Origin of the sequence: Microcoleus sp. PH2017_12_PCY_D_A, from assembly GCF_020738565.1 — a bacterium.
In the GTDB taxonomy this organism is placed as follows: domain Bacteria; phylum Cyanobacteriota; class Cyanobacteriia; order Cyanobacteriales; family Microcoleaceae; genus Microcoleus.
Map to the genome: position 1 here is coordinate 83,625 of NZ_JAEQCI010000047.1, position 22,360 is coordinate 105,984.

The 22,360-nt window shown below is 44.4% G+C and carries 20 protein-coding genes; 12 read left to right on the forward strand and 8 right to left on the reverse strand.

Going from position 1 to position 22,360, the window contains the following annotated elements:
• Window positions 1–5: 5 nt before the first annotated feature.
• The 7 genes from JGK39_RS15415 (at window position 6) to JGK39_RS15445 (ending at window position 5,629) form a co-directional block, all read left to right on the forward strand.
• On the forward strand, window positions 6–800 hold the full coding sequence (locus JGK39_RS15415) for a hypothetical protein (protein WP_293253435.1): 795 nt from the start codon (window positions 6–8) through the stop codon (window positions 798–800).
• 147 nt (window positions 801–947) lie between these two features.
• Window positions 948–1,100, forward strand: a complete 153-nt coding sequence (locus tag JGK39_RS15420; RefSeq protein ID WP_293253437.1) for a hypothetical protein — start codon at window positions 948–950, stop codon at window positions 1,098–1,100.
• Between the two features lie 74 nt (window positions 1,101–1,174).
• Window positions 1,175–1,678 (forward strand): hypothetical protein, encoded by a 504-nt coding sequence (locus JGK39_RS15425; protein ID WP_293253439.1) that lies wholly within the window; start codon window positions 1,175–1,177, stop codon window positions 1,676–1,678.
• A gap of 73 nt (window positions 1,679–1,751) precedes the next feature.
• Window positions 1,752–2,255 (forward strand): hypothetical protein, encoded by a 504-nt coding sequence (locus JGK39_RS15430; protein ID WP_293253441.1) that lies wholly within the window; start codon window positions 1,752–1,754, stop codon window positions 2,253–2,255.
• A gap of 454 nt (window positions 2,256–2,709) precedes the next feature.
• Complete coding sequence (locus tag JGK39_RS15435) at window positions 2,710–3,501, forward strand: hypothetical protein (RefSeq protein ID WP_293206497.1); 792 nt, start codon at window positions 2,710–2,712, stop codon at window positions 3,499–3,501.
• A gap of 83 nt (window positions 3,502–3,584) precedes the next feature.
• Window positions 3,585–4,406, forward strand: coding sequence for a hypothetical protein (locus tag JGK39_RS15440; protein ID WP_293181351.1), 822 nt, complete (start codon window positions 3,585–3,587; stop codon window positions 4,404–4,406).
• A 434-nt stretch (window positions 4,407–4,840) separates the two neighbouring features.
• Window positions 4,841–5,629: a hypothetical protein gene (locus JGK39_RS15445; protein ID WP_293296733.1), complete on the forward strand. Its 789-nt coding sequence runs from the start codon at window positions 4,841–4,843 to the stop codon at window positions 5,627–5,629.
• Window positions 5,630–5,687: 58 nt separating this feature from the next.
• Here the strand turns inward: JGK39_RS15445 and glmU are convergent, their stop codons facing one another.
• Window positions 5,688–7,073 carry a bifunctional UDP-N-acetylglucosamine diphosphorylase/glucosamine-1-phosphate N-acetyltransferase GlmU gene (gene glmU / locus JGK39_RS15450; protein WP_293253445.1) on the reverse strand — a complete coding sequence of 462 codons (1,386 nt, stop codon included), beginning with the start codon at window positions 7,071–7,073 and terminating at the stop codon, window positions 5,688–5,690.
• A gap of 525 nt (window positions 7,074–7,598) precedes the next feature.
• Here glmU and JGK39_RS15455 point away from each other — a divergent pair.
• Window positions 7,599–8,594 (forward strand): hypothetical protein, encoded by a 996-nt coding sequence (locus JGK39_RS15455; protein WP_293253449.1) that lies wholly within the window; start codon window positions 7,599–7,601, stop codon window positions 8,592–8,594.
• Window positions 8,595–8,895: 301 nt separating this feature from the next.
• Entirely contained in the window at window positions 8,896–9,720 is an 825-nt protein-coding gene (locus JGK39_RS15460) for a sulfurtransferase (RefSeq protein ID WP_293253452.1), read from the forward strand.
• A gap of 273 nt (window positions 9,721–9,993) precedes the next feature.
• Here JGK39_RS15460 and JGK39_RS15465 read toward each other — a convergent pair whose 3' ends face one another.
• The 7 genes from JGK39_RS15465 to JGK39_RS15495 form a co-directional block, all read right to left on the reverse strand.
• A complete protein-coding gene (locus tag JGK39_RS15465) occupies window positions 9,994–11,466 on the reverse strand; it encodes an MBOAT family protein (RefSeq protein WP_293253455.1) in 1,473 nt (490 codons plus the stop codon).
• A 499-nt stretch (window positions 11,467–11,965) separates the two neighbouring features.
• Window positions 11,966–13,504: an ATP-binding protein gene (locus tag JGK39_RS15470; protein WP_293253458.1), complete on the reverse strand. Its 1,539-nt coding sequence runs from the start codon at window positions 13,502–13,504 to the stop codon at window positions 11,966–11,968.
• A 103-nt stretch (window positions 13,505–13,607) separates the two neighbouring features.
• On the reverse strand, window positions 13,608–14,627 hold the full coding sequence (locus tag JGK39_RS15475; protein WP_293253461.1) for an ATP-binding SpoIIE family protein phosphatase: 1,020 nt from the start codon (window positions 14,625–14,627) through the stop codon (window positions 13,608–13,610).
• Window positions 14,628–15,013: 386 nt separating this feature from the next.
• Window positions 15,014–15,412 carry an anti-sigma regulatory factor gene (locus JGK39_RS15480; protein ID WP_293254983.1) on the reverse strand — a complete coding sequence of 133 codons (399 nt, stop codon included), beginning with the start codon at window positions 15,410–15,412 and terminating at the stop codon, window positions 15,014–15,016.
• A gap of 312 nt (window positions 15,413–15,724) precedes the next feature.
• Window positions 15,725–16,099 carry an STAS domain-containing protein gene (locus JGK39_RS15485; protein WP_293146581.1) on the reverse strand — a complete coding sequence of 125 codons (375 nt, stop codon included), beginning with the start codon at window positions 16,097–16,099 and terminating at the stop codon, window positions 15,725–15,727.
• Between the two features lie 274 nt (window positions 16,100–16,373).
• Window positions 16,374–17,243: an STAS domain-containing protein gene (locus JGK39_RS15490; protein ID WP_293254980.1), complete on the reverse strand. Its 870-nt coding sequence runs from the start codon at window positions 17,241–17,243 to the stop codon at window positions 16,374–16,376.
• Between the two features lie 116 nt (window positions 17,244–17,359).
• On the reverse strand, window positions 17,360–17,854 hold the full coding sequence (locus tag JGK39_RS15495) for an adenylyltransferase/cytidyltransferase family protein (RefSeq protein ID WP_293254986.1): 495 nt from the start codon (window positions 17,852–17,854) through the stop codon (window positions 17,360–17,362).
• 1,051 nt (window positions 17,855–18,905) lie between these two features.
• On the opposite strand from JGK39_RS15495, the gene iscB reads away from it, so the two are divergent.
• The 3 genes from iscB (at window position 18,906) to JGK39_RS15510 (ending at window position 22,294) form a co-directional block, all read left to right on the forward strand.
• On the forward strand, window positions 18,906–20,087 hold the full coding sequence (iscB, locus tag JGK39_RS15500) for an RNA-guided endonuclease IscB (protein ID WP_293254977.1): 1,182 nt from the start codon (window positions 18,906–18,908) through the stop codon (window positions 20,085–20,087).
• Window positions 20,088–20,319: 232 nt separating this feature from the next.
• Window positions 20,320–21,150, forward strand: coding sequence for an HpsJ family protein (locus JGK39_RS15505; protein ID WP_293254974.1), 831 nt, complete (start codon window positions 20,320–20,322; stop codon window positions 21,148–21,150).
• Between the two features lie 226 nt (window positions 21,151–21,376).
• The gene (locus JGK39_RS15510; protein ID WP_293254971.1) at window positions 21,377–22,294 is read left to right on the forward strand and encodes a glycosyltransferase family 2 protein; all 918 of its coding nucleotides are present in this window, start codon (window positions 21,377–21,379) and stop codon (window positions 22,292–22,294) included.
• The last annotated feature ends 66 nt before the right edge of the window (window positions 22,295–22,360 follow it).

A 22,360-nucleotide genomic window follows, 5' to 3' on the forward strand; every position in this document is an offset into this window, starting at 1 on the left:
AAATCATGAAACAAACATCAGACAAACTAGAATTCGTAGAAATGTCCGCATTTTGGATACAGCTATTTGTTGGGGGGAGTTTTTTGTTGTTCGGTTTGTTTGCGGTTTTGTTTTCTGGAGGTTTTTTCGCTGCTTTATTTGCGCTCCTTGGTTTGGCATTGGTAATATTTGTAGAAATTGAGACTATTACCTTTGATAAAAATCTCGGTCATATGACCATCAAACGACATAAACCACTTATTGCAAAAAGGAAATTCCTCAAACAGTTTATTCAACGTATTTCAGGCATAGAAATACAGGAAACAAAACTTATTAACCACCTGCTTCAAGATATTTCAGGTGTGGAAATACAGGAAATTTCAGATAGTGAGAGTAATAAATATCGTATCTGCGTTGTATTGCACTCAGGTAAGCAGCGTGTTCCTCTAACTTCTGGTTTTACCACTGGTAGTTTGGGAGGCTATCATAAACAAGCTGAAGTCATTGCGATATTTTTGGGTATCCAAAATTACGGTATAGACGGCTTTCCCACAGACAGATCTAACGAACTTCAATGGAAGACTATAGAAGAGGAAATTGCCCACTGGAAAACTGCGATCGAAAGTGATTCTAATGATGCTGATGCTCACATGAGATTAGGATTGGCTTTGATTAGTCAAGACAAAACAAACAATAAAGAACAAGCAATGGGCTACCTAAAACAAGCCGAGGCTCTTTTCAAAAGTCAAGGTTATGACGAGGAAGCTATGCAGGCGGCTCAACTTTACGGTGCGGCTTATTGGGGAATGCTTGGAAAGTGAGGTTAATCCGATCGAGATTGATGCACTTAGACTCAAGAAACCGATGTTTCCCCACCAGCAACTCAAGAATCATCTCCGGGTACTCAGCCATCTCCTCGACTTGATGCAGCATCTGTACCCGGTAACAAAGATGAATTCAAAAAATCAATGAAACTTGGCTATGTCTACTACACGCAGAGAGACTACCAAACGGCTTTAATTAATTTTGATAGAGCTTTGCAGGTGCTTCCGGGCGATGCTTATGCTATCAAGGCTGTTGACAATACCAAAATGGCGATCGCAGGCAGTCGCACTAAATAATCCGTGCATGACAAATTGCGTACAGCAGAGAAATCAGTAATTTAGATCGTTCTCAAAAATAACAGGATAAGCTTATGAAAGTTCTCAAGCAAACACCAACTAAACTAATAATTCAAAATTCTAGCATCTGGGACGGTTTAGTCTTAATTTCTCCCTTCATTGTAATTGGATTATTGCAGATCATCTTGGCGTCCAACTGGATCGGTGGAGGTATATTTCTGTTATTCTCGCTGTGCTTGTTGGACGGCGCGATATCTGAAATATATATCTTTGATAAGATTTTGGGGAAAATGACCGTTAAACGACGGGGTTTGTCGCTTAATCATGTTGTCGAACGATCGATTCGCGATATTTGTGCAGTCGAATTGGAGGAAATAGGAGATGGCGAAGGAAATTATAGCTACTATGTTGAGCTATTGATGTTGGGGTGCGATCGCATTTGTTTGAGAAGCAATTCAGTAACAGAACAATGCCAAATGGTTGACTTGATTCGCAGCTATGTCTCGACGTGCGATCGCAGTCATAGCACTGAAGCAATATCTTTGCCCAGCAAGTGCACCGGAGGCCTTGTCAAATAATCTGTGCATGATAAAATTGACGCAAAAAAGAAATTGCCACTTCAAGTTTTTGTGTCATCAAAAGGATGAATTCATGAAAAAACTCCAGGGAACACCATATAATGAACTAAAAATTCAAAGTTCTAACATCAGGCTGAACTTGTTATCTAGCTTGTTCTTAATTATCGCTGGATTATGGCTGGTTTTTTATGCACCAAATGCAACTCTAAGTTGCCAACGTATAGAATCTAAACAAGGCAATTGTAAACTCACAAAAACGATCTTGTTGGGTTCAAATACTCAAGAAATATCTCTGGATAATTTAGTGGGAGGCAAAGTTACCAAAGGTTCCAAGGGTAGCACCAGAGTTGAACTGTTAACCAAATCAGGGGGAATTCCGTTTACGGATTACTACACTACTTCTTGGGGGGATAAAAATGATCTTGCTAATAAAATCAATGATTTTGTTGCAAATCCCGATCGCAAATCGTTGAATCTCAGTCAAGACGATCGCCGGGGTGCATGGATATTTGGGAGCATATTTGTGCTGGCTGGGGTATTACCATATGTTTGGAAGCGCGAAAAATTAAATCTATAGCTTTGATAAAATTTTCGGTAAAATGACTGTTGAACAACGGGGTTGGCGGGTGAATAATTTTACCGAATACTTTTATTCCGAGATTTATGAGTAGAAGTAGGTACTGGAAAATATAAAAATTAACGTATTCGCTATTATAGGCTTTCTCAAAAAAGTGAGGTATGCCCAATGCCCTATTTGGCCTGTTTGGCCAATGCCCATGAGTACCTCATCTTTCGCTCGAAAGGCTATCTTTCGTAGAAAAACCCGTTTCTAGGCTGAATTTTCAAGAATACAATTATGACTTTTATGAAGTTAATCAATGACATTTATGAATTGACCTGAAAAGAAAACTGTTGCATAATTGTAGTTAAGAGCTTTGCTATAGAAATCATATAATAACGAAAGTTCTTAGTCCCTAGTCTGCTAATTTTTGTAACCCCGTCAATCACTTACATCGGAGATTATACCTAACATGAAAGTTATTAAAAAAAACGAACATCTTCTAATGCTTAATAATTTATGGGAAATGATTTATAGTGCGATATCTCCTACCATATGGGTGACGGGATTTTCAGGAATACCTTTATTTATGATGTTCTTGATTATGGCATCTACTGGAGTGGAAAGACTTTCCTGCAAAAAGATTGAGCCAAAAAGCGCAAATTGCGAACTCAGTAGGTCAACTTTTATGGGATTAAATAAAGGCGAAGTAACCTCGATAGATCAAGTTCAGGGAGCTAGATTTGAGACAAGCAAGACCACCGATAGTGATGGCAAACCCATGACTGTGAACAATGTATTTTTGGTAAGCAAGGAATGGGAGTTTTTGTTGACAAATCAAAGTGCCAAGGATGCAAATTCGTTTAATAAATATATACAAACCTCGACCGGAGTGTTGGTGATAGAAACAGACAATCGGTTATTTGGTTTTGGAATAATGCTTTTTCCCAGTTTGTTTTTAGTTATTGGTTTTAGGGTATTTTCTGGTGTATTGCGTTATTTTATTGTTGAAACTTACATTTTTGATAAAGATGCAAGTACCTTAACTCTTAAGAAAAAAGGAATATGGGTGAAGGAAGTTGCCGAACGATCGCTCAGCGAAATTTCGGAGGTTAAATTAGAAACAATATACGGCGAAAACAGTATGTTATGGGAGGTTTGTTTGCTAATGAATGAGGGCGATCGCCTATCTTTAGGCAGTAGCTCAAATCAGAAAGAGCAACAAAAAATGGCTGATTCGATTCGCAGCCACCTCAATGGTTGATCCCTCTGAATATATACATAGACTTCAAGAGCAATCTGGAAAATTTTGCAGACTATCAATTAATTAAACGGGAGTGGATACCGATGATGAAAATAATTGAAAAAACCGAACATCTTCTCAAGCTTAAAAATGGATTAAGTTTGTCTGGTTTGCTATTTCCTACTGTATGGGTTACAGGATTTTCAGGAATACCCTTGTTAATGATATTTATCACGATGTCCTCTTCTGGAGTGGAAAGACTTTCGTGCACAAAAATTGAGCCAAAAATCGTAAGTTGCGAAATGAGTACATCAAGTTTTATGGGATTAGTTAAAGGGGAATTAGAGTCCATCCAACAAGTCAAGGAGGCTAGAGTTGACAAAATAGAGACTACTGATAGCGATGGGAATTCAACTTTCAAACAGAATGTATTTCTGGCAACTAACCAAGGAGATGTTTATCTACCGTACCAAACTGTTAAGGATGCAGAGTTGTTCAATAAATATATACAAACCTCTGTCAGTAAATTAGTAATAGAAAAAGATAATCGGCTAGCAAATTTCGGCTCGATACTTTTTCAGGGCAGCTTTGTCGTTATTGGTTTCGCTGCAATATATTTTGTGTTCCATAATTTATTCAGTGTTGAAACTTATATTTTTGATAAAAATGCAAGTATCCTAACTATTAAAAAAAGGGGGATAAGGGTGAATGAAGTGACCGAAAAATCGCTCAGTGAAATTTCTGAAGTCGAATTAAAAACAGTTCACGTACACAAAACAGAACATATGGACAGCTATACCTGGTACGATGTGCATTTGCTAATGAATGTGGGAGATAGCCTATGTTTAAGCGGTGGCTTGAATCGGGAAGAGCAACAAAAAATGGCTGACTTGATTTGCAGCTATTTGGACAAGCGATCGCACTAAATGAATGCACCTGCGACTTTAAGTACGCGCGGCGCAGCTATCCCTCTTGGCTGAATCGCCCAAATCAATAATTAACGATACTTAGGTAGGCGCTAATAATCTTTACATTCTGTTACATTATAAAGTTTTCTTCATTTTTGTTAGCCATTACTTCCTGTACAATCGCGCTATAAAGCTAAGGTTTCACTCCCAATGAAATAATTAATATATTTTTCAGATTCATCTCCTTAAATCACGGAAAGGTCTCTCAAACGCAGCCGCAGGTGAACTCGCGACATTTGTTGTCGGTTAGACATTTTAGTGCTAGCCTATTAGCAAGATAAAAAGGGTTATCCTATAGGATCGCTTCCAATAATATATAACTTAACAATTTGACGTAGCCTGGTCGGGAAGTCGATCTGTAACATCAGTTTTGGATTTAAAAGGTGAAGTAAATGAAAATAATCAAGTACACAGCAACGGAACTAATAATTCAGACTAAAAGCATATTAGATTTTTGGTTCCCTAGTTGTTTATTAATGACATTTGGACTGATCGGGCTGACTTTTGACTATCATGCAGCAACTTTGAGCTGCCAGCGATCGCACGAAAAACAAGGAAATTGTCAGTTGGTGCGATCGCACTTACTGGGATCGAACATCCAAGAAATTCAGCTTGCTGCTTTGCAGGGAGCTAAAGTTGAAAGATTTGGCTCCAAAAGCAGAGTTGTACTTGTGACGAAGGTTGGGGATGTTCCTTTCAGTGCTAACTCGACTAACTGGGGGAATAAAGACGCTGCTGCTTCGGACATCAATTTTTTTGTTAAGAATGCAAAACATCGCTTGCTGCGCTTAAGCCAAGACGATCGCTGGTTGGGATGGACAGGAGGCATATTTGTGCTCGCAGCAGTCGGAGTCATCGTCTTGGGAAATAAAGAAACCTACAGCTTCTATGGAACTTCCAACACCTTGACTGTTAAACGGCGGGGTTTGTTGGCACGTAAAGTAATTCAACGCTCTCTGTGCGACATTTATGGGGTGGAAGTCGATCGCACAAAAGATCGGGATCATGATGTTTGGTACGAAGTCAGACTGTTAGTTAGTGGAGGAGATCGCATATCCCTTCCCCACACTATGAGCCCGTACAAGCAACTAGAAATCGCCAAAGCGATTAATAACTACCTGCACGCGCGATCGCACGAAAGTGTTTGTAATGAGGACTTTAGTAAAAATTATGCGGAGTAAAGTCCGAACGATCAAACCTAGTTCTTTTTGCGGACTAAAGTCCTCACTACAAGCCTAGTTATTTGTTTCCATCTTTCAACTTCCAACCTGGTTTGACAACTTGGCGGGAACGGGCAATTACTAAGCAGTCATTGGGCACATCTTCTGTTACTATAGAACCCGCAGCTACATTAACATCTTCTCCCAAGGTTATCGGCGCCACCAAGACACTATTGGAACCTGTTTTGCTCCGATCGCCTATTTGAGTTTTGTGCTTGTTTTTGCCGTCGTAATTGGCGGTAATTGTCCCAGCGCCGATGTTGACTTTTTCTCCCAAAGTCGCATCGCCTAAATAGGACAAGTGAGCGACATTCGTGCGATCGCCTAGTTGAGCATTTTTCAATTCTACAAAATTGCCGACGCGACAGTTGGCCCCTATTTGCGCGTGTCCCCGCAAGTGTGCGTAGGGGCCAATTCGCGCATTTTCCGCCACCATACTGTCCGAAATTACCGAATAAAGCACAGTCACGTTTTCCTTAATTTGACTGTTTTCAATCAAACTACCGGGCCCGATGCGACTTCCTGAGCCGATCGAAGTTTTCCCCCGCAGATGGGTTTGCGGTTCAATTACCACATCCGGCTGCAACTCTACGGTATCATCGATCGTGATGCTTTGGGGATCGATCAGCGTCACGCCCGCCCTCATCCACTTATCCTTTACCCGCCCTTGCAAAATATCGGAAGCTGTGGCTAAATGTTTGCGATCGTTAATTCCCAAGATTTCTTGATAATCTTCAACATCCACCGCCATCACGGGAGAGAGAATACTTACCGTATCAGTTAGGTAATATTCTTTTTGGTCATTGTCTGCTTTCAAATCTGGCAAAATTTTCTCTAAATGCGGCCAGTGAAAACAGTAAACACCTGCATTAATTCGCTGGTTTTGCTTTTGATCTGTTGTACAATCGCGGTCTTCGACAATTTGCTGCACTAAGTTTTGACTGTCAGTAAATACTCGCCCGTATCCTTGAGGATTCGGCAAATTAGCTGTCAATATAGTAGCAGAGTTTTGGTGCTGTTGATGAGTTGCCATCAATTGTTTGATAGTTTCTGCTCTCAGCAAAGGTACATCGCCATTTAATACCAGCAAATCTCCTGAAAATCCCTGTAAGTGAGGCAGCAATTGCTGGATGGCGTGGCCTGTTCCTAATTGTTCGGTTTGTTCGACAAATTCTAGGGGAGGGAAATCGGATTTTTCGGATATTTCTTGATCTCCAATCAGCGCTTGTTTAACGAGTTCGCCTCGATAACCGACGATGACAAGTCGCCGGGAAATTTCAATTTCTTGACAGCTTTGGAGGACTCGCTCAACTAGCGATCGCCCGCCCAATTCGTGAAGAACTTTGGGCAAGTCAGATTTCATGCGGGTGCCGCGTCCAGCAGCTAAAATTGCTATTGCTATCATTGTGCGATCGAGCTATTTGCTATAAAAACTAGAATATTGACTAAATGATGATATCACTCGCTGTCCGTCGGTGGTGGTGCGATCGCACAATTTTTTAATCTCCAATCTCAAATCCAGGCGCCGCAGGTCTTTTTGCAGCCAGATGTCGGTTTGAGAGGCGATGCTTGCGGTATCTTGGAGTTGCGCGCGGTATCAAATTGCTGAGGACTGAAGTCCTCACTACGAACCTGAGTTCTGTTCGTAGTAAGGACTTCAGTCCTTCCCCGAGGGATGCAAGGGGGAGCGAGAGTGATAATTTGCATCTTTGAGCTTGAATTTACCGAGAGCGATTATATAGATTATACTGTTCGTTGAATTTCAGTTATGCTCTTTTCAGCTAAAAAAAACTATTGTTTCGTGACTTTTTCATTCCTTCTTCCTTCTTCCTGATGACTAATGACTGATGACTAATGACTAATGACTAATGACTAATGACTAATGACTAATGACTTCTTCCTTCCTTTCTGCATTATCAGGTGTCGAGCTATGACAGAGCTTAATTTTCAGGAACTTGCCAAGCAGGGAAATCCACAGGCGATCGCATCTTGGCTCAACAGCAACTTACAATCAGAAGGCATCACAGCCTCCGCGAATCTCGACGGCGACTGTTTGGATGTAATTTTGGAGGCCGAGCAATTACCGATAGAAGATATATTAGTTGATTTTGTCCGTGAAAAACTGACAGATTTGCAGCCGAAGTCGATTCGGAAAGTGAAGGTTGAGGGGCGAGAAAGCGGTGAGATTGGGGCTGTTTGGAGTCAAGAGTTTAGTTTGGAGAGCAGTATTTTGGAACCACACAACTTTGCGGGAGAAGCTGTCCCAAATATTGCGGTTGCTAATGTTGCTAATATGGACGATCGCACAGAAGGGGAGAGTACAAATATGGATGAGGAGAAATCGCCGGAATTGGCTGCATTTGAGAACCGATTGCGATCGACTTTCATTGTCGTCGGGCTGGTAACGGGTTTGTTGGCGATCGCCGTGGTGGCCTTTGTCAGTAAGATGTTAAACGAGCCGCCAGCCACTGCGGGGCAGAATCCAGATGAAACTGCCAATGTAGCAACTGTACCGGATACCTTTCGAGAGGCCGTTAACAGCGCCCTCAAAGCAGCAGAGTTAGGGCGAGTGGCAAAAACGAAGGAAGATTGGGCGATCGTTGTCGATCGCTGGCAAGAAGCGGTATCGTTGATGAGAAGAGTACCCGTATCCAGCGCCAACCACGAACTAGCTCAGACAAAAGTAATTGAGTATCAAAAATATCTGCTTTACGCTCAAGAATCAGCAGTAAATCCACCTCCCCTAGAGCCAACTCCCGCAACAGCAGAAAAAGCTACTTCTAAGAAAGCCAATTCCGAAAAAGCAGAACCGGAGAAACCAACTTCTAAAAAAGCCAATTCCGAAAAAGAAAGCTCCGAAAAACCTAATCCTAAGAAAGCCAATTCCGAAAAAGCAGAACCTCAGAAAGCAACTCCTTCTCGATAAATTAGTTCTGGACGCAACGAAAGGTACGTAGTTGCGCTTCAGCGCTCTTTGTTGCATATATAGCCTTTCTCAAAAAGATGAGGTATAGCCTTTCTCAAAAAGATTCGCGGATGTTGTTGGTTCGAGAACCCTATACGTTGATAGGTTCTACAAGCTGTCAGTCATACCTCATCTTTCTGAAAACCGCTATATAAGAAAGAGCGCTGAAGCGCAACTACATACCTAAGAATTAGCCTATATCTTCTGGTTTATTGGGTATTTATGTGTAATTGTCGATGTCCCACCCCAAATTAGAATAGTTATGAATGACAACAATTTAATTGTTTCCGCTGAATGGTTGGCCGCCAATACCCAAAATCCGCAAGTTGTAATTGTGGACTGTCGGTTTGCTCTCGCTGACGCAGAATTAGGACAAAAACAATATCAAGAAAGTCATATTACCGGAGCTTTCTATTTAGATTTAAACCGAGATCTCGCTAGTGTAGTTGGCACGCACGGCGGCAGACACCCGCTGCCAAATATTGCAGAATTAGCTGAGAAATTGAGCGCGATCGGCATTAATTCATCAGAAACTTTAGTCGTGGCTTATGACGATTCGCGGCTGGCTTTTGCATCTCGCTTGTGGTGGCTGCTGCGATACATGGGACACAGCAAAGTCGCTTTGTTAGACGGCGGTTTCAGCGCCTGGAAAGCGGCGGGATATCCGGTAACAAATACTTTGTCGGAACCCCGCGAGGGTAAATTCGTGGTGAAATTGCAGCCGGATATGGCGGTTGACATTGAGGCTGTAAAAGAGCGAAAAGACTTGCCGGAGACGGTTTTGGTTGATTCGCGAGAAAGTGAGAGATACGAGGGCTTGCGGGAGCCGATCGACCCCATTGCAGGCCACATTCCGGGTGCTGTCAACTACCCTTGGCAAGGGGTGACGGATGAAACTGGAAAAGTGCGATCGACCTCCGAACAAAAACAGCGGTGGGCGGAATTAGAAAAAGCCGAAGAAATCATCGTTTATTGCGGTTCCGGGGTGACAGCTTGCGTAAATTTACTCTCCTTAGAAATCGCCGGAATTCCCGATGCTAAACTCTATGTCGGTAGCTGGAGTGACTGGTGTTCCTATCAGTTGTAGGGTGCGCAATGCGCACCTCAATATATTCGTAGGGTGCGCAATGCGCACCAAAGCACCAAGAAGATTCGGCGGTTGAAACCGCATCTATACAAACGATGTCCGCCTCCGCGGACTAAAGAATGGTGCGCAATGCGCACCTTACAGGGAATCAAACTTATCTTCAACCCACGGAGGTGGGTTTCGTCTGTACAGACGCGGTTTCAACCGCCCGGTTTCTTGAACCCGCGGAGGTGGGTTTGGTATGTACAGACGCGGTTTCAACCGCCCCGTTTCCTAAAAATCGAAATAAATATAAGGCAAACCGCCCTCCGGGGCCAACATCCAAACCGCATACAAACAAAGCGGCACCAACACCAATTTCACGGGCCAATTTAACTCCAATTTCAAAGCCCGACTCAACGCATAATTCCCCAGCATCGCCGCAGCCACAGCAGCCAATATCCACGTTAAATGTATTCTTTCCAAACCCAAAGCTTCCACATAAACTTTATGCGAAAACTGCACGTCAGCAGGATGTCCCCACAAATGCGAAATCGCCCATCCCGAATTCTTTAAATCGGGAAGCCGGAAAAATATCCAACTACCAAAAACCATCGTTTGAGTTAACAGCCAACCCATTGCCATTCCGATCGGATTTTCCCACAAAAACTCGATCCGCAACTTCTTAAAAGTCACATCCGTCACCCGGTGCACCGCCAAAGCCAAACCGTGCAAACCTCCCCACACTATAAATCCCCAAGCCGCCCCGTGCCAAATTCCCGCAATTAACATCACCAGAGATAAATTCAGACAAGTGCGCCACAAACCAACGCGCGAACCTCCCAAGGGAAAATACAAATAATTCCGCAGCCAATCCCCCAAAGTCATGTGCCAGCGCCGCCAAAAATCAGCGATGCTGGTACTAAAATAAGGAAAATCAAAATTTGGCGGCAAATACCAACCCAGCAGCAAAGCAGTACCGCGCGCCATGTCAACGTAGCCGCTAAAGTCGAGATAAAGTTGCAGCCCGTAAGCAACAATCGCCAGCCACAAATCCTCGCTTCCCGCCCGCTGCAAGTTGGTAAAGCTTAAATCGACATAAATTCCCAAGTTGTCGGCGAAAAGACCTTTTTTTACTGCACCGAAGGCGATCGTCCAAAGGGCCTCAGAAATGCGATCGGGCGTCGGAAATTTCTGGGATTTCAGTTGATATATCAAGTTATGATAGCGAGTAATGGGCCCGGAAATTAGTTTCGGAAAAAACAACTTGTAAGCAGCAAAGTGCAGCAGCGAAGTAGCAGCCGGCGCGCCTCGGTACACGTCAATCAAATAAGCAATACACTCAAAGCAAAAGAAACTCAATCCCAGGGGTGCGATGACGTGAGTTTTTACCCAGTTAGCGCTATCTAAAGCAACAGGCCAATTTAACAAAGTGCCGATCGAACTCAAGAAAAAAGGTACATACTTAAAACCCAGCAGCAGCAACACATTCAGCCCTATTCCCAGCCACAGTACCAACAAGCGCCGGCGATTCCAAGATTCATTAGCAATCCGCCAATCCAAAGGTTCCCCGATCGCCATCGCCAAGCAGTAATTAAACACAACACCGATTAACAGCAGAGGAATGTACCAAATTTGCAGCGAAGCGTAAAAAATCAGACTTCCCGCCAGCATGACAAACAGCCGCCACCACCGCAGGGGAACCAACCAGTAAGCCGCGAACAAAACTAACAAAAACAGGGCATATTGAAGGGAAATGAAAGTCATGCGATTTTAGATTTTGGATTTTAGATTTTAGATTTAACAATTGGGAAGGGCTGATTCTATGTGGGTTCGCATCTTACCTACAGTTGCATTATTTTTTATCGATATTTTGCTAATACCAATTTAAAAAAAGAATGCAACAGTATTCTTCCCCCGCAATACAGCGGGGGGGCTAGGGGGGGTCGAAGAGTGTTGCACGATTTTAGAAAAATGGTATAAGAACGAGATTTATCATGGATTTTAGCCGATCGCAAACACGAACAAAAGCACAGTCTCAGTCCCTACGGTATAGTCGGCAACTGAGAACTGCTACATTTTACAGCACAAAGTTAAATGCTGTTGCAAATTAAATAAACTTCGTTTATGTAGACGCGGTTTCAACCGCCGCCCGATCAATCTTCAAATTATCTGCGTCGATCTGGGTTTATCTACCTTACATCTGCGGTTGACTATCAATCAAAAATTTATGCCATAAGTCTCAAGACTAGCCGATCGCAAATATTCACCATCGTTGGCGGCGCACGTCGCAGTACAATGAATTTCTGCCCGCAAGTCTTTCACCAAATACCGAAAAACTCTTTTGCTCCTTCACAATCAAAACTTTTGGTGTCCGATCCCGCCCAGCCGATCGCAAATTCTCCATCGCCCGCCCTGTTTCCTCTGGTTGAGATCCAGAAATTTCCGCAGATACTTCTGAATCTCCAACATAGGCGATCGGCAAATTCACCAAAAAAGTCGAACCCACCCCGGGCGAACTTTCTATTTCAATACTTCCCCCCAGAAATTCAGCCATTTTCCTACACAGAGACAATCCCAATCCCGTACCTTTCACGCCCTTCTGCAAGTGATTTTCTACTTGGACAAATTCTTCAAAAACTCGCGTTTGGTCGGCGGGCGGAATACCAATACCCGTATCAGCAACAGAAAAAGTAACCATTCCCCCCTCTCCCATTTCGGCCGCAACTCTCACTTCTCCCGCTTCGGTAAATTTCAGCGCATTAGAAATCAGATTTCGCAAAATCTGAGAAACTTTTCCCTCGTCAGTGGTAAGCGTTGGTACTTCCAGAGGCACTTCAAAAATTAGACTGACGGGCGAGTTTTGCGGTAGCAGGGGGCGCATCATTCCGCGCAGCGCGCTGAACAAATCTTCGACTTCAAAATCAGTCACGCGCACAGTTACTTTTCCGGCTTCGACTTTAGCTAAATCTAACGAATCATCAACAAGTTCTGCCAGAGATTCGGCGGATTTGCGAATAAAATTTACTTGCTTGTCTTGTTCGGGCGAAAGTTCTCCGTCGATGCGATTTAACAAGATTTCGGAAATACTGAGAATTGTGGTTAGCGGAGTGCGAAACTCGTGGCTCATGTTGGAGAGAAAGCTAGTTTTGAGTTCGCCCTCTCGCTGGAGAGATTCGGCTTTATCGTTCAATTCGGCATAAAGTGCGACGACTCCGCGATTGGTATCTTCTAGTTCTTGATTTAATTGTACGAGTTCTTCTTGACGCTGGCGGAGTTCGTCTAAAGTCCGCAGCAATTCTTGATTTTGCTGCTGAATCTCGGCGTAGGGATCTTCAGGAATTTGGCGTGCTAGTTTGTCAAGTAATTTGTTGAGTTCGATCGCACTCAGCGCAGGCATCAGCTTAGAAAACTGCTTGATTAATTGTACAGCCGTGCCGCGATCGGGCGCCGAATCGATTTGCACCTCATCCATCAACCGCTTTGCTGCTGCTAAACCCATTCCCGCACCAGTTTGCGATCGAAAATTGGGGCCCAAAACCGTCGGTAAATCAGGAATTCCCGGCCCGCTGTCAGAAATCCGAGTCCGAAAAACCTGCGGCGATTCCCCTTCCACAAAAAATTCTACCTTGCCGCCGCCTGCATATTTAAAAGCATTGCGAGCAATTTCGGAAACTGCTGTCGCGATGCGCGTTTGTGTTTGGGAATCGAATCCCAACAATGCGCCTATTTGGCGAGCTCTTTGGCGTACTTGTACGATGTCTTGTTCAAAGCGGACTTCCGTCGTCAGGATTGGGTAAATCATGCCATTTTCGATTTTCGATTTTCGCATTGAAGATTGGGGAATCACTGATGACTATCATGGTTTAGAGCTCACAAAGCAGTTTCATGCTTTTTGGGAACTAATATCAAGCTGGTTGTCTCACCTTGGCTACCACAACAGTCATGTCATCGCGGGTGCGTTTAAAGTCTCGGTAGAGTACGGCTGCGATTAAAGCCGGATGTCTCGCAGCCAAACCCGGGTAGCGGTTTAAATCCCACTGCGCCGCCAAACCATCGGAGTGCATAATTAACAAGGAATGGGACGACCAAGGATAGACAAATTCTGCTACTTTTTGCATCCGATGTCCCACAGTGCCGTTGTGGGAAACCATGCTGCGGGTTTGGTTATCTGTGAACACTACACCAGTAATGTTGCCAACTCCGGCAAAACAGATGGTTTTTTGAGTACGATCGATCAGGGCGATCGCAGCAGCCGCTCCTCTGGTATTTTTTAAAGCAGCGTGGGCCTTCTCCAAAATAGCTTTCGGCCCGAGTTTAGCGTTTTCCCCAAAAACTCGCACAGCTTCCTGCGACGCTTCCTGGGCCAAAACCCCGTAGCCAAGGCCATCAGCAACTAAAATCAGATTTTTGTTCAGGTAATTTTCCCTCGCCCAGGAATCGCCACAAATTTGCTCTCCTGCTTTCGGCAAGTGAACGACCCCAAATTCCAAGTAATTGCAGTTTTTGGAAGCTTCCCGGCTATTTTGTGCCACTTCCAGCCGCATTAACAAAGCAGTCCCCAGTTTCGGCACAGAATGAATATCAAAAAAACTAGAAAGGCGTTGAATCGCGCCGAGTCCGGTTCCCAGAGTTCCCGCAGTTGAAAAACCATCCCGCAAACACTGACCGACATTTGCCATACCCGGCCCCCGGTCTAGCGCTACTATTTGAATGCTATATCCTGTCGGTGTTTGTACCGTTTGCAGCAAAATTTCTCCTTCGCGGGCGTGTTTGACCAGGTTTTTTGCTGCTTCGGTAGTCACAATTGCCACTTTACCGCGATCGGTCTCATTAAATCCGACTTCCGCCGCGAGGGCGACAGCGATTCGCCGCGCTTCTGAGACTTGACTTTCTTCTATTACGGGTATGGCTACGGTATCGATCATTATTTTTGTAGTTCTAATCTTAAGGTGGTGCACATTTCAAAAGGAAGAAGTCATTAGTGGTTTCAGAAACCGGGTTTCTTCCTAGATTTATCGCAACCAAACACAAAACTCGTAGAAACCCGGTTTCTCGCCTCTCATCAGTCATCAGTGGTTTCAGAAACCGGGTTTCTTCCTAGATTTATCGCAACCAAACACAAAACTCGTAGAAACCCGGTTTCTCGCCCCTCATCAGTCATCAGTGGTTTCAGAAACCGGGTTTCTTAGAAGATTTATCGCCACTCAATGCAAAACTCAATGCAAAACTCGTAGAAACCCGGTTTCTCGCCCCATCTCCCCCTCTCCCCATCTCCCCCTCTTCCCATCTCCCATCTCCCCATCTCCCCCTCTCATCTCCAACGGACGATCGCAATTTTAGTCCCCTTACCCACCGTAGAAACAATCTCAAATTCGTGCATCAACCGCTTAGAACCGCTGAGCCCCAAACCCAAACCGCGATCGGAAGTATAACCGTCAGTCATTGCCAATTCGATGTCTGGAATTCCCGGGCCCTTGTCTTCAAATATCAGCCGCAGCCCTTTACGAGTACCTAATTGGAGCGTTTCTAGAGTTACAGTTCCCCCCTTGCCGTAGTCTACAGTATTGCGGGCGAGTTCGCTGGCTGCGGTAACAATTTTCGTTTGGTCTACCAAGCCGAATCCCATTGCTACAGCCCAACTTCGCACTTGCTGTCGGACGTGGACTATATCGGAGGACGATCGAATTTCTAGTGTCTCACGTTTTGACATGGCGGCTACTCTAGTAAAATAGAACTTCTCCACAAAACATAGAAGTTACACTCCTCAACCTAGTTCCTTTTCAGTTGACAGTAGACAGTTAACAGTAGACAGTTAACAGTTGACCGCAAGAGGGCGATCTATACCTGGAAGGAAGATGATTGGAGTAATGAATCGTCTGATTTTAATTTCTCAAAAACGAAAAGTTTTGGGGCTTTAAACCAATTCTTTCTGGCAATAAATCTTCACTGTCTCAAAAACGTATTTACAAACAAACCTGTTTTTAATTCTCCGTCTCTAAATACCGGACAATTCATCGATTATTTACACCTCTGAATCAGACAAACCCAAGGATTTTCGCAATAAATTCATCCCCTTCTCAACGCTTAAAGCTGTCCGAACTCCTGTCAAAGAAAGCCCCAATTCAACCAGCGTAATCGCCACCGCTGGCTGCATCCCGACCACAACTGTTTCAGCATCTAAAAATCGCGACATGGTAGCGATATTGTTGAGAATGCGACCGATAAAAGAATCTACGATTTCCAAGGAAGAAATTTCTATCAAAACACCTTTAACTCCCGTTTTTACTATGCGGTTTGTCAGGTCGTCTTGCAACGTCATTGCCAAGCGATCGTGCATATCCACTTGGATTGTTACTAGCAAAAACTCTCCCATTTGCAGGATAGGAATCCGTTCCATAAATTCACCTCTATTTGAGTTTTGAATTAAATGAATTTTTAGCAGCAATAAACACAATAGAGCGGTTTTCAATGTAAATAACAGAGGAATTACCAATTACCAATTACCCATTACCAATTACCCATTATCAATTACCAATTACCCATTACCAATTACCAATTACCAATTACCCATTACCAATTACCAATTACCCATTACCCATTACCCATTACCCATTACCAATTACCAATTACCCATTACCAATTACCAATTACCCATTACCCATTACTATATTTTATCTTTCCTCTTTAATATTTTTGATAGTTAAACCTTGGCGCTGCAAAGCGACTTTAAAAGCATCTGCCAAAGTAGCTTTGGTCAGAATATCCTGCAAGTCAACTCCCAAATGAACAATGGTTTGAGCGATTTGTGGGCGAATGCCGCTAATGATGCACTCAGTACCCATCAAACGGGCGGCGGCTACAGTTTTCAATAAATGTTGAGCGACTAAAGTATCAACAGTAGGCACCCCTGTAATATCTAAAATCGCAAATTCTGAGCCTGTTTCCATGATTTCCTGCAACAGAGTTTCCATGACTATTTGAGTGCGGGCGCTGTCAAGAGTTCCAATCATGGGTAAAGCGAGAATACCTTGCCAAAGTTTGACTACGGGTGTTGACAATTCGAGCATTTCTTGCTGCTGGCGTTCGATGACTTCTTCGCGAGCTTTGAGAAAGATTTCTGTCACCCAAAGACCGAGCTGGTCTAATAAGCTGGTGGACAGCCAAAGTTGTTCGACAAGTGCGTCGCGGTTTTGTGTCAATTCGCGACACAGCCGATCGAACAATGGCTTTTTGAAGCATAAGATAAAACTGGCTATCTCTGAGGGAGTAAAGCCTCTCTGAACGCGCGATCGCGAAACTTCGGCCAGCAGCAGCCGCATATTTTCCCACTCTGGTGTCTGGATGTCGCTCAAGTTACCGTGTCCCACAGCTATTTGGAGCAATTGCAGGAACTCTTGACACTCCGATCGCAATTCTTTGGCTCTCATCAAGTCGTCCCGCCGCAGCCCGGTGTTTTGCAGTTCTTTGAGCCAGTCTGCTAGTAACTCAGCTTTGTTTTTTTCGAGGATTTGGGCGATCGTGTGATTGCTTGTGAGTTCCATTAAAATTATCTCCTGCTTAGCAATTTGGATAAAATTGTACGAGCGATCGCACTCTTGGTATTTTGGATGGGGTAACTTCTGAGTTTAGCTCACTGTTTGCTATTTGCGATCGGGGGTTAAACGCCTAACTGCAAAATGCGTTTGACGATCGCACTGGTAGAACTCGGAACTTCTATTTCGATCAAAGAAATCTTGCCACCTCCGGCAATAACTGCCGGTGCTTCCGGCAAACTTTCGAGTTGATAGTCGCCTCCTTTAACGTATATATCAGGCCTCAGGATACTTATCAGTTTAGTAGCTGTAATTTCGGAAAAAATTACCACGGCGTCTACTGGTTTGAGAGCAGCCAGCACTTCGGCTCGCTGAATTTCCGGTACGATCGGACGGGGCGGCAATCCCGGCTGCTGCGGTTTGATAGCTTGCACGCTAACGTCGCTATTCAAGCCCACCACGAGCGATCGCCCCAAAGCTTTTGCCGCCTGCAAATAGCGGACGTGCCCCGCGTGCAGGATATCGAAGCAGCCGTTAGTAAACACGATCGGACGCCACTTTTGAGGATTGTCGGCGATCGATCTTTCAAGTTCTCCCAACCTGTAAACACCCGAAATCATTGCACTCATGACTAAAAAAATTGCACGGCGATGAATCATCCTAGCAAAAAATGTGAGACAAGAGCGCGTTTGCCATTGAACGAGCGATCGAGCAGCCAATAATTAGTAGTTCGCAATTAGTAATTGGTAATTAGTAATTGGTCACTCTTAAGCAGGAAGCAACAAACAAGAATGCCCTTCGGCTGCGCTTTCCGGCAAACAGAAGGAAAAAGGGGGAAATAGCTACTCCTGTATCTCTCCTCCCACCAAAAAAACCGATACTTGCTTTCCCACAGCCGCCAGCAGCCCCAAATTTGAGACTAAGAGTTCAAACTCCCAGATGAGTCTGTGCAGTAGTAACATTTTCGATTTTCCATGGGCGGTGAGCAACGAGCAATGACTTATTCCGTATGGATTCGATCGCGAGCCGAGAGTTGCATTATTTTTGCCAATAGGTCTAAATCTTAAATCCCAAACGGAAAATCTCAAATCGATCGAGTGACTGCCGGGAGCATCTGAGTTTTGGATTTAATAGTGCGAGGGTCCCCGCTCGCGAGTCCTGCAATACTCGCGAGCGGGGACCCTCGCACTATAATAAAAAATGCTTTTTTCAAAACTGAGATGCTCCCGTGACTGCCGTGTTGTGCAGTTGGTAATTCCAGGGTCAAAAGATTGGGAAACAATTATTTCTTTCAGCTCTCTGTGGATCAATTACTATAAGACAGGGGATGAAAGTGCAGCGCCATCACCGCAGGCGAGAGATATAGGGGGTGAAACCTACCTAAACCTTACCGCTCGTAAATGTCTACCCATAGCTACACAGAACTAAACATTTTGGGTAGGTGGGATGAGCGTGCATGACTGAGCCGTAAAAAGAGTTACCTGCCCGAAAAGCAAGGTTGGCTACGCTCTCAAGGTCATGACACCGGAGAATGAACGCTAGTTTTCCGCTCTGTCGCAACTATCAACTAAAGGCGAGACATCTAGAAAGCCCTCTGATACTGCATGACAAGCCTTAAGAGCATTGTCGAAGCAAACATTACTAAGGATTGGTCAAACCGACCAAAACACCATGAGCAACTACGTTTTTCTGATTGATGCAAACAAAACACCGATGAATCCCATTCATCCGGCTCATGCTCGAAAGCTGATGGAAGCAGGCAAAGCTGCCGTGTTTCGGCGTTATCCATTCACGCTGATCGTGAATCGGGCTGTGGAGAACATCGTCACTTATCCGCTCGCACTCAAGATCGATCCAGGTTCTAAAACGACCGGAATCAGCCTTGTCACTAACCAGAATGAGGCGATCTGGGGGATGGAACTGGAACACCGAGGGCAAGGCATCAAGGACGCTCTCTTAGCACGTAGAGCTGTTCGCCGAGGGCGAAGAGGGCGCCATACTCGCTACCGTCAGGCTCGGTTTCTCAACCGCAGTCGTGCAAAAGGTTGGTTAGCACCTAGCTTAATGCACCGTGTTTTGACGGTTGAAACGTGGGTGAAACGACTCTGCAAATTTGCGCCTGTGGCCCAAATCAGACAAGAACTTGTCAAATTTGATATGCAGCAAATGCAGAATCCAGAAATCTCTGGAACTGACTATCAGCAAGGAACTCTAGCAGGCTATGAGGTGCGCGAGTATCTTCTTGTGAAGTGGGGACGCAAATGTACTTACTGCTCAAAAGAAGGTGTGCCCTTGCAGATAGAACATATTCAAGCACGGGCCAATGGTGGCACTGACCGAGTTTCTAACCTGTGTTTGGCCTGTGAGAAGTGCAACTTAAAGAAAGGAAACAAAGACATTCGAGACTTTCTTAAAGGCAAGCCCGATCTGGTTTCTCGAATCCTCAAACAAGCTTCATCACCGCTAAAAGATGCGGCTGCGGTGAACTCTACTCGCTGGAAGCTATTCTTGATGCTAAAAGCAACTGGGTTGCCAGTTAAGACGGGGACAGGTGGGCAAACCAAATACAACCGTACTCGGTTAGGACTGCCTAAAGAGCATTGGTTAGATGCTGCCTGTGTAGGTGTGGTTGAATCTCTTAAAGTCTTAACCAGTAAAATTCTGCGAGTCAAATCGACAGGTCAAGGCGGACGGCAGCGATGTCAAACCGATAAACTCGGCTATCCACAGAAGTACCGTCCGTTGCGTCCGATTCATGGTTTTTGCACTGGTGACATTGTGAAAACAGTGATTCCTCTCATGTGTGAATGCTGGAACGTATATCGCGAGGCTATGCCCGTACAGCAATGGTAAGGGCGAAATCTATCTCACTTTCGGCAAAAAACGGATTGGTATCAAGCTCGAATATGTCGAAAAACCAATTCATCAAAAGGACGGTTACAGCTATGGGTGAAAAAGTACCCAAACAGGAAGGAATGTCCAAATATGTTGGGAAAACAACGAACAGTTTCTTACCCTCTCATCAGTCAACTCATTAAACAAAATTTCGTTGAATCTAACGGTGTAGAATTATCTAACAGGAATTATGAAAGCAACTAACAGCCGTCAATTTTCTTCAGTAGCTGCTCGTACTCTCAAAGTAGTCGGGATTATCTTGATTCTCTCTGCCTTGCTTAACAGCATTGTTCTATCGCTGCCGGGAGAAATCTCGGACATCAGCAATCGAGGCTGGCAGCTTGCCGCAGCAACTCAGATAGTTGACCGAGGCATTATTCCTTTGATGGGTATCGCCCTGCTGATGACGGGCTTTTGGGTGGACAGCAGCAGTGGAGTCTCTATTGACCGCCGCAATGTTTGGGTTGATTTGCGATTTTGGGCACTATTGATTTCCAGCTTGTTAGGGCTAATTTACCTATTGCTGGTTCCCGTTCATCTCAACAATACTCGCCTGGAACTCAAAGATGCTCTGGTTCTACTCGACAAAGAAGCCGGACAAGCAGAAGCTAAACTAGATGCACAAATTAAAAGCGAGCAGTATAAATCTGAGTTAGAACAGCGTAAAAGCCTTCTCCGCAGCCAGATAGGCGCGCTACTGCAAGACGACGGGAAGCTGCAACAAGAACTCAAGAATCCAAATCTTCCCAAGGAATTAAAAACCGTGCTTCAGGAGTCGAAAAATGACCCGAAAGCCCTCGATAAGTTCTTGGAACAGCAAGCCCAAGAACTGCCAAATCAAGCTCGCAAAGAGATTAGTACCCAGAAGCAACAAAAAGAGAAAGAGTTGAGAACTCGATCGAGAAATTCGAGTTTGCAGACTGGAATCAACAGTTTGCTGTTGGCCATCGGCTACATTACTGTTGGTTGGAGTGGACTCAGAAGTATGGGAATTATGCGGTTCGGCCACCGCAAAAATTGACCGGCGCAAAAACGGATACAAGCGCCACACCTAAGTCGTAGAAAGATCGAAATTTTAGACGCAAGTTCAATCTCCAGATTCACGGAGCTGCAAGTAAATCTAAAATCTAAAATCTAACATCTAAAATCGACTGACCGACGCCATCACCGAAAGCGTGCAAGTCGAGACATCCCTGAAAAATAAATACTTGATTTGCCGGATAGTTTGCCCTTACTGAAAGCTGGGAATGTTCTCAATTTATATTCTGACTTACAACGAAGAGATTGATATCGCCGCTTGCATTGAATCGGCACTGCTTTGTGACGATATCATTGTAGTTGATTCTTTCAGCAGCGATCGCACCCTTGAGATTGTTAAAAACTATCCGGTGCAAACAGTGCAGCACCGCTTTGAAACTCACGGACGCCAGCGGACTTGGATGCTCCAAGAAGTAGAATGCAAGTACGAATGGGTTTACATCCTCGAAGCTGACGAGCGGATGACGCCTGCACTGTTTGCTGAATGCTTAAAGGCGATCGAAAGTCAAGAATATATCGGTTATTACGTAGCTGAAAAAGTAATATTTATGGAGCGCTGGATTCGCCGCAGCACTCAATATCCGCGCTATCAAATGCGCCTGTTTCGCAAAGAGCGAGTATGGTTTACTGACTACGGTCACACAGAACGGGAAGTCTGCAACGGCCCGACTCACTTTTTGAAGGAAACCTACCCTCACTATACTTGCAGCAAAGGTCTTTCTCGCTGGATTGAAAAGCACAACCGCTACTCGACTGACGAGGCGGCTGAAACTCTCCGCCAATTAGCAGCGGGTCAAGTAAATTGGTGGGATTTATTGTTTGGCGCGTCGGAGGTGGAAAGGCGCCGCGCTTTGAAAGATTTTTCTTTGCGTTTGCCTTTGCGGCCTGTGGTGCGCTTTTTCTATATGTATATTTTACTCGGCGGATTTCTTGACGGTCAAGCTGGATTGGCTTGGTGCACGCTACAAGCTTTTTATGAATATTTAATATTGCTCAAAGTGTGGGAAATGAAGCATATGCCGCTGCCCAATTTAGATGCAGGGTCGGAACAGTCTATTTCGGAAGTAATAACAGTTGAGCAGTCTAAAGTTTCTTACAATCTTGGCGCTTCCGATACTCGCAGTTGAAAATTGGGAATTGGGAATTGGTAATTGGGAATTGGGAATTGGACACTGATTGAGTTGCTAGGGTGC

Coding starts and splice junctions, on each gene's coding strand:
- JGK39_RS15415 (WP_293253435.1), top strand. CDS start 6: ATGAAACAAACATCAGACAAACTAGAATTCGTAGAAATGTCCGCATTT.
- JGK39_RS15420 (WP_293253437.1), top strand. CDS start 948: ATGAAACTTGGCTATGTCTACTACACGCAGAGAGACTACCAAACGGCT.
- JGK39_RS15425 (WP_293253439.1), top strand. CDS start 1,175: ATGAAAGTTCTCAAGCAAACACCAACTAAACTAATAATTCAAAATTCT.
- JGK39_RS15430 (WP_293253441.1), top strand. CDS start 1,752: ATGAAAAAACTCCAGGGAACACCATATAATGAACTAAAAATTCAAAGT.
- JGK39_RS15435 (WP_293206497.1), top strand. CDS start 2,710: ATGAAAGTTATTAAAAAAAACGAACATCTTCTAATGCTTAATAATTTA.
- JGK39_RS15440 (WP_293181351.1), top strand. CDS start 3,585: ATGATGAAAATAATTGAAAAAACCGAACATCTTCTCAAGCTTAAAAAT.
- JGK39_RS15445 (WP_293296733.1), top strand. CDS start 4,841: ATGAAAATAATCAAGTACACAGCAACGGAACTAATAATTCAGACTAAA.
- glmU (WP_293253445.1), bottom strand. CDS start 7,073: ATGATAGCAATAGCAATTTTAGCTGCTGGACGCGGCACCCGCATGAAA.
- JGK39_RS15455 (WP_293253449.1), top strand. CDS start 7,599: ATGACAGAGCTTAATTTTCAGGAACTTGCCAAGCAGGGAAATCCACAG.
- JGK39_RS15460 (WP_293253452.1), top strand. CDS start 8,896: ATGAATGACAACAATTTAATTGTTTCCGCTGAATGGTTGGCCGCCAAT.
- JGK39_RS15465 (WP_293253455.1), bottom strand. CDS start 11,466: ATGACTTTCATTTCCCTTCAATATGCCCTGTTTTTGTTAGTTTTGTTC.
- JGK39_RS15470 (WP_293253458.1), bottom strand. CDS start 13,504: ATGATTTACCCAATCCTGACGACGGAAGTCCGCTTTGAACAAGACATC.
- JGK39_RS15475 (WP_293253461.1), bottom strand. CDS start 14,627: ATGATCGATACCGTAGCCATACCCGTAATAGAAGAAAGTCAAGTCTCA.
- JGK39_RS15480 (WP_293254983.1), bottom strand. CDS start 15,412: ATGTCAAAACGTGAGACACTAGAAATTCGATCGTCCTCCGATATAGTC.
- JGK39_RS15485 (WP_293146581.1), bottom strand. CDS start 16,099: ATGGAACGGATTCCTATCCTGCAAATGGGAGAGTTTTTGCTAGTAACA.
- JGK39_RS15490 (WP_293254980.1), bottom strand. CDS start 17,243: ATGGAACTCACAAGCAATCACACGATCGCCCAAATCCTCGAAAAAAAC.
- JGK39_RS15495 (WP_293254986.1), bottom strand. CDS start 17,854: ATGATTTCGGGTGTTTACAGGTTGGGAGAACTTGAAAGATCGATCGCC.
- iscB (WP_293254977.1), top strand. CDS start 18,906: ATGAGCAACTACGTTTTTCTGATTGATGCAAACAAAACACCGATGAAT.
- JGK39_RS15505 (WP_293254974.1), top strand. CDS start 20,320: ATGAAAGCAACTAACAGCCGTCAATTTTCTTCAGTAGCTGCTCGTACT.
- JGK39_RS15510 (WP_293254971.1), top strand. CDS start 21,377: ATGTTCTCAATTTATATTCTGACTTACAACGAAGAGATTGATATCGCC.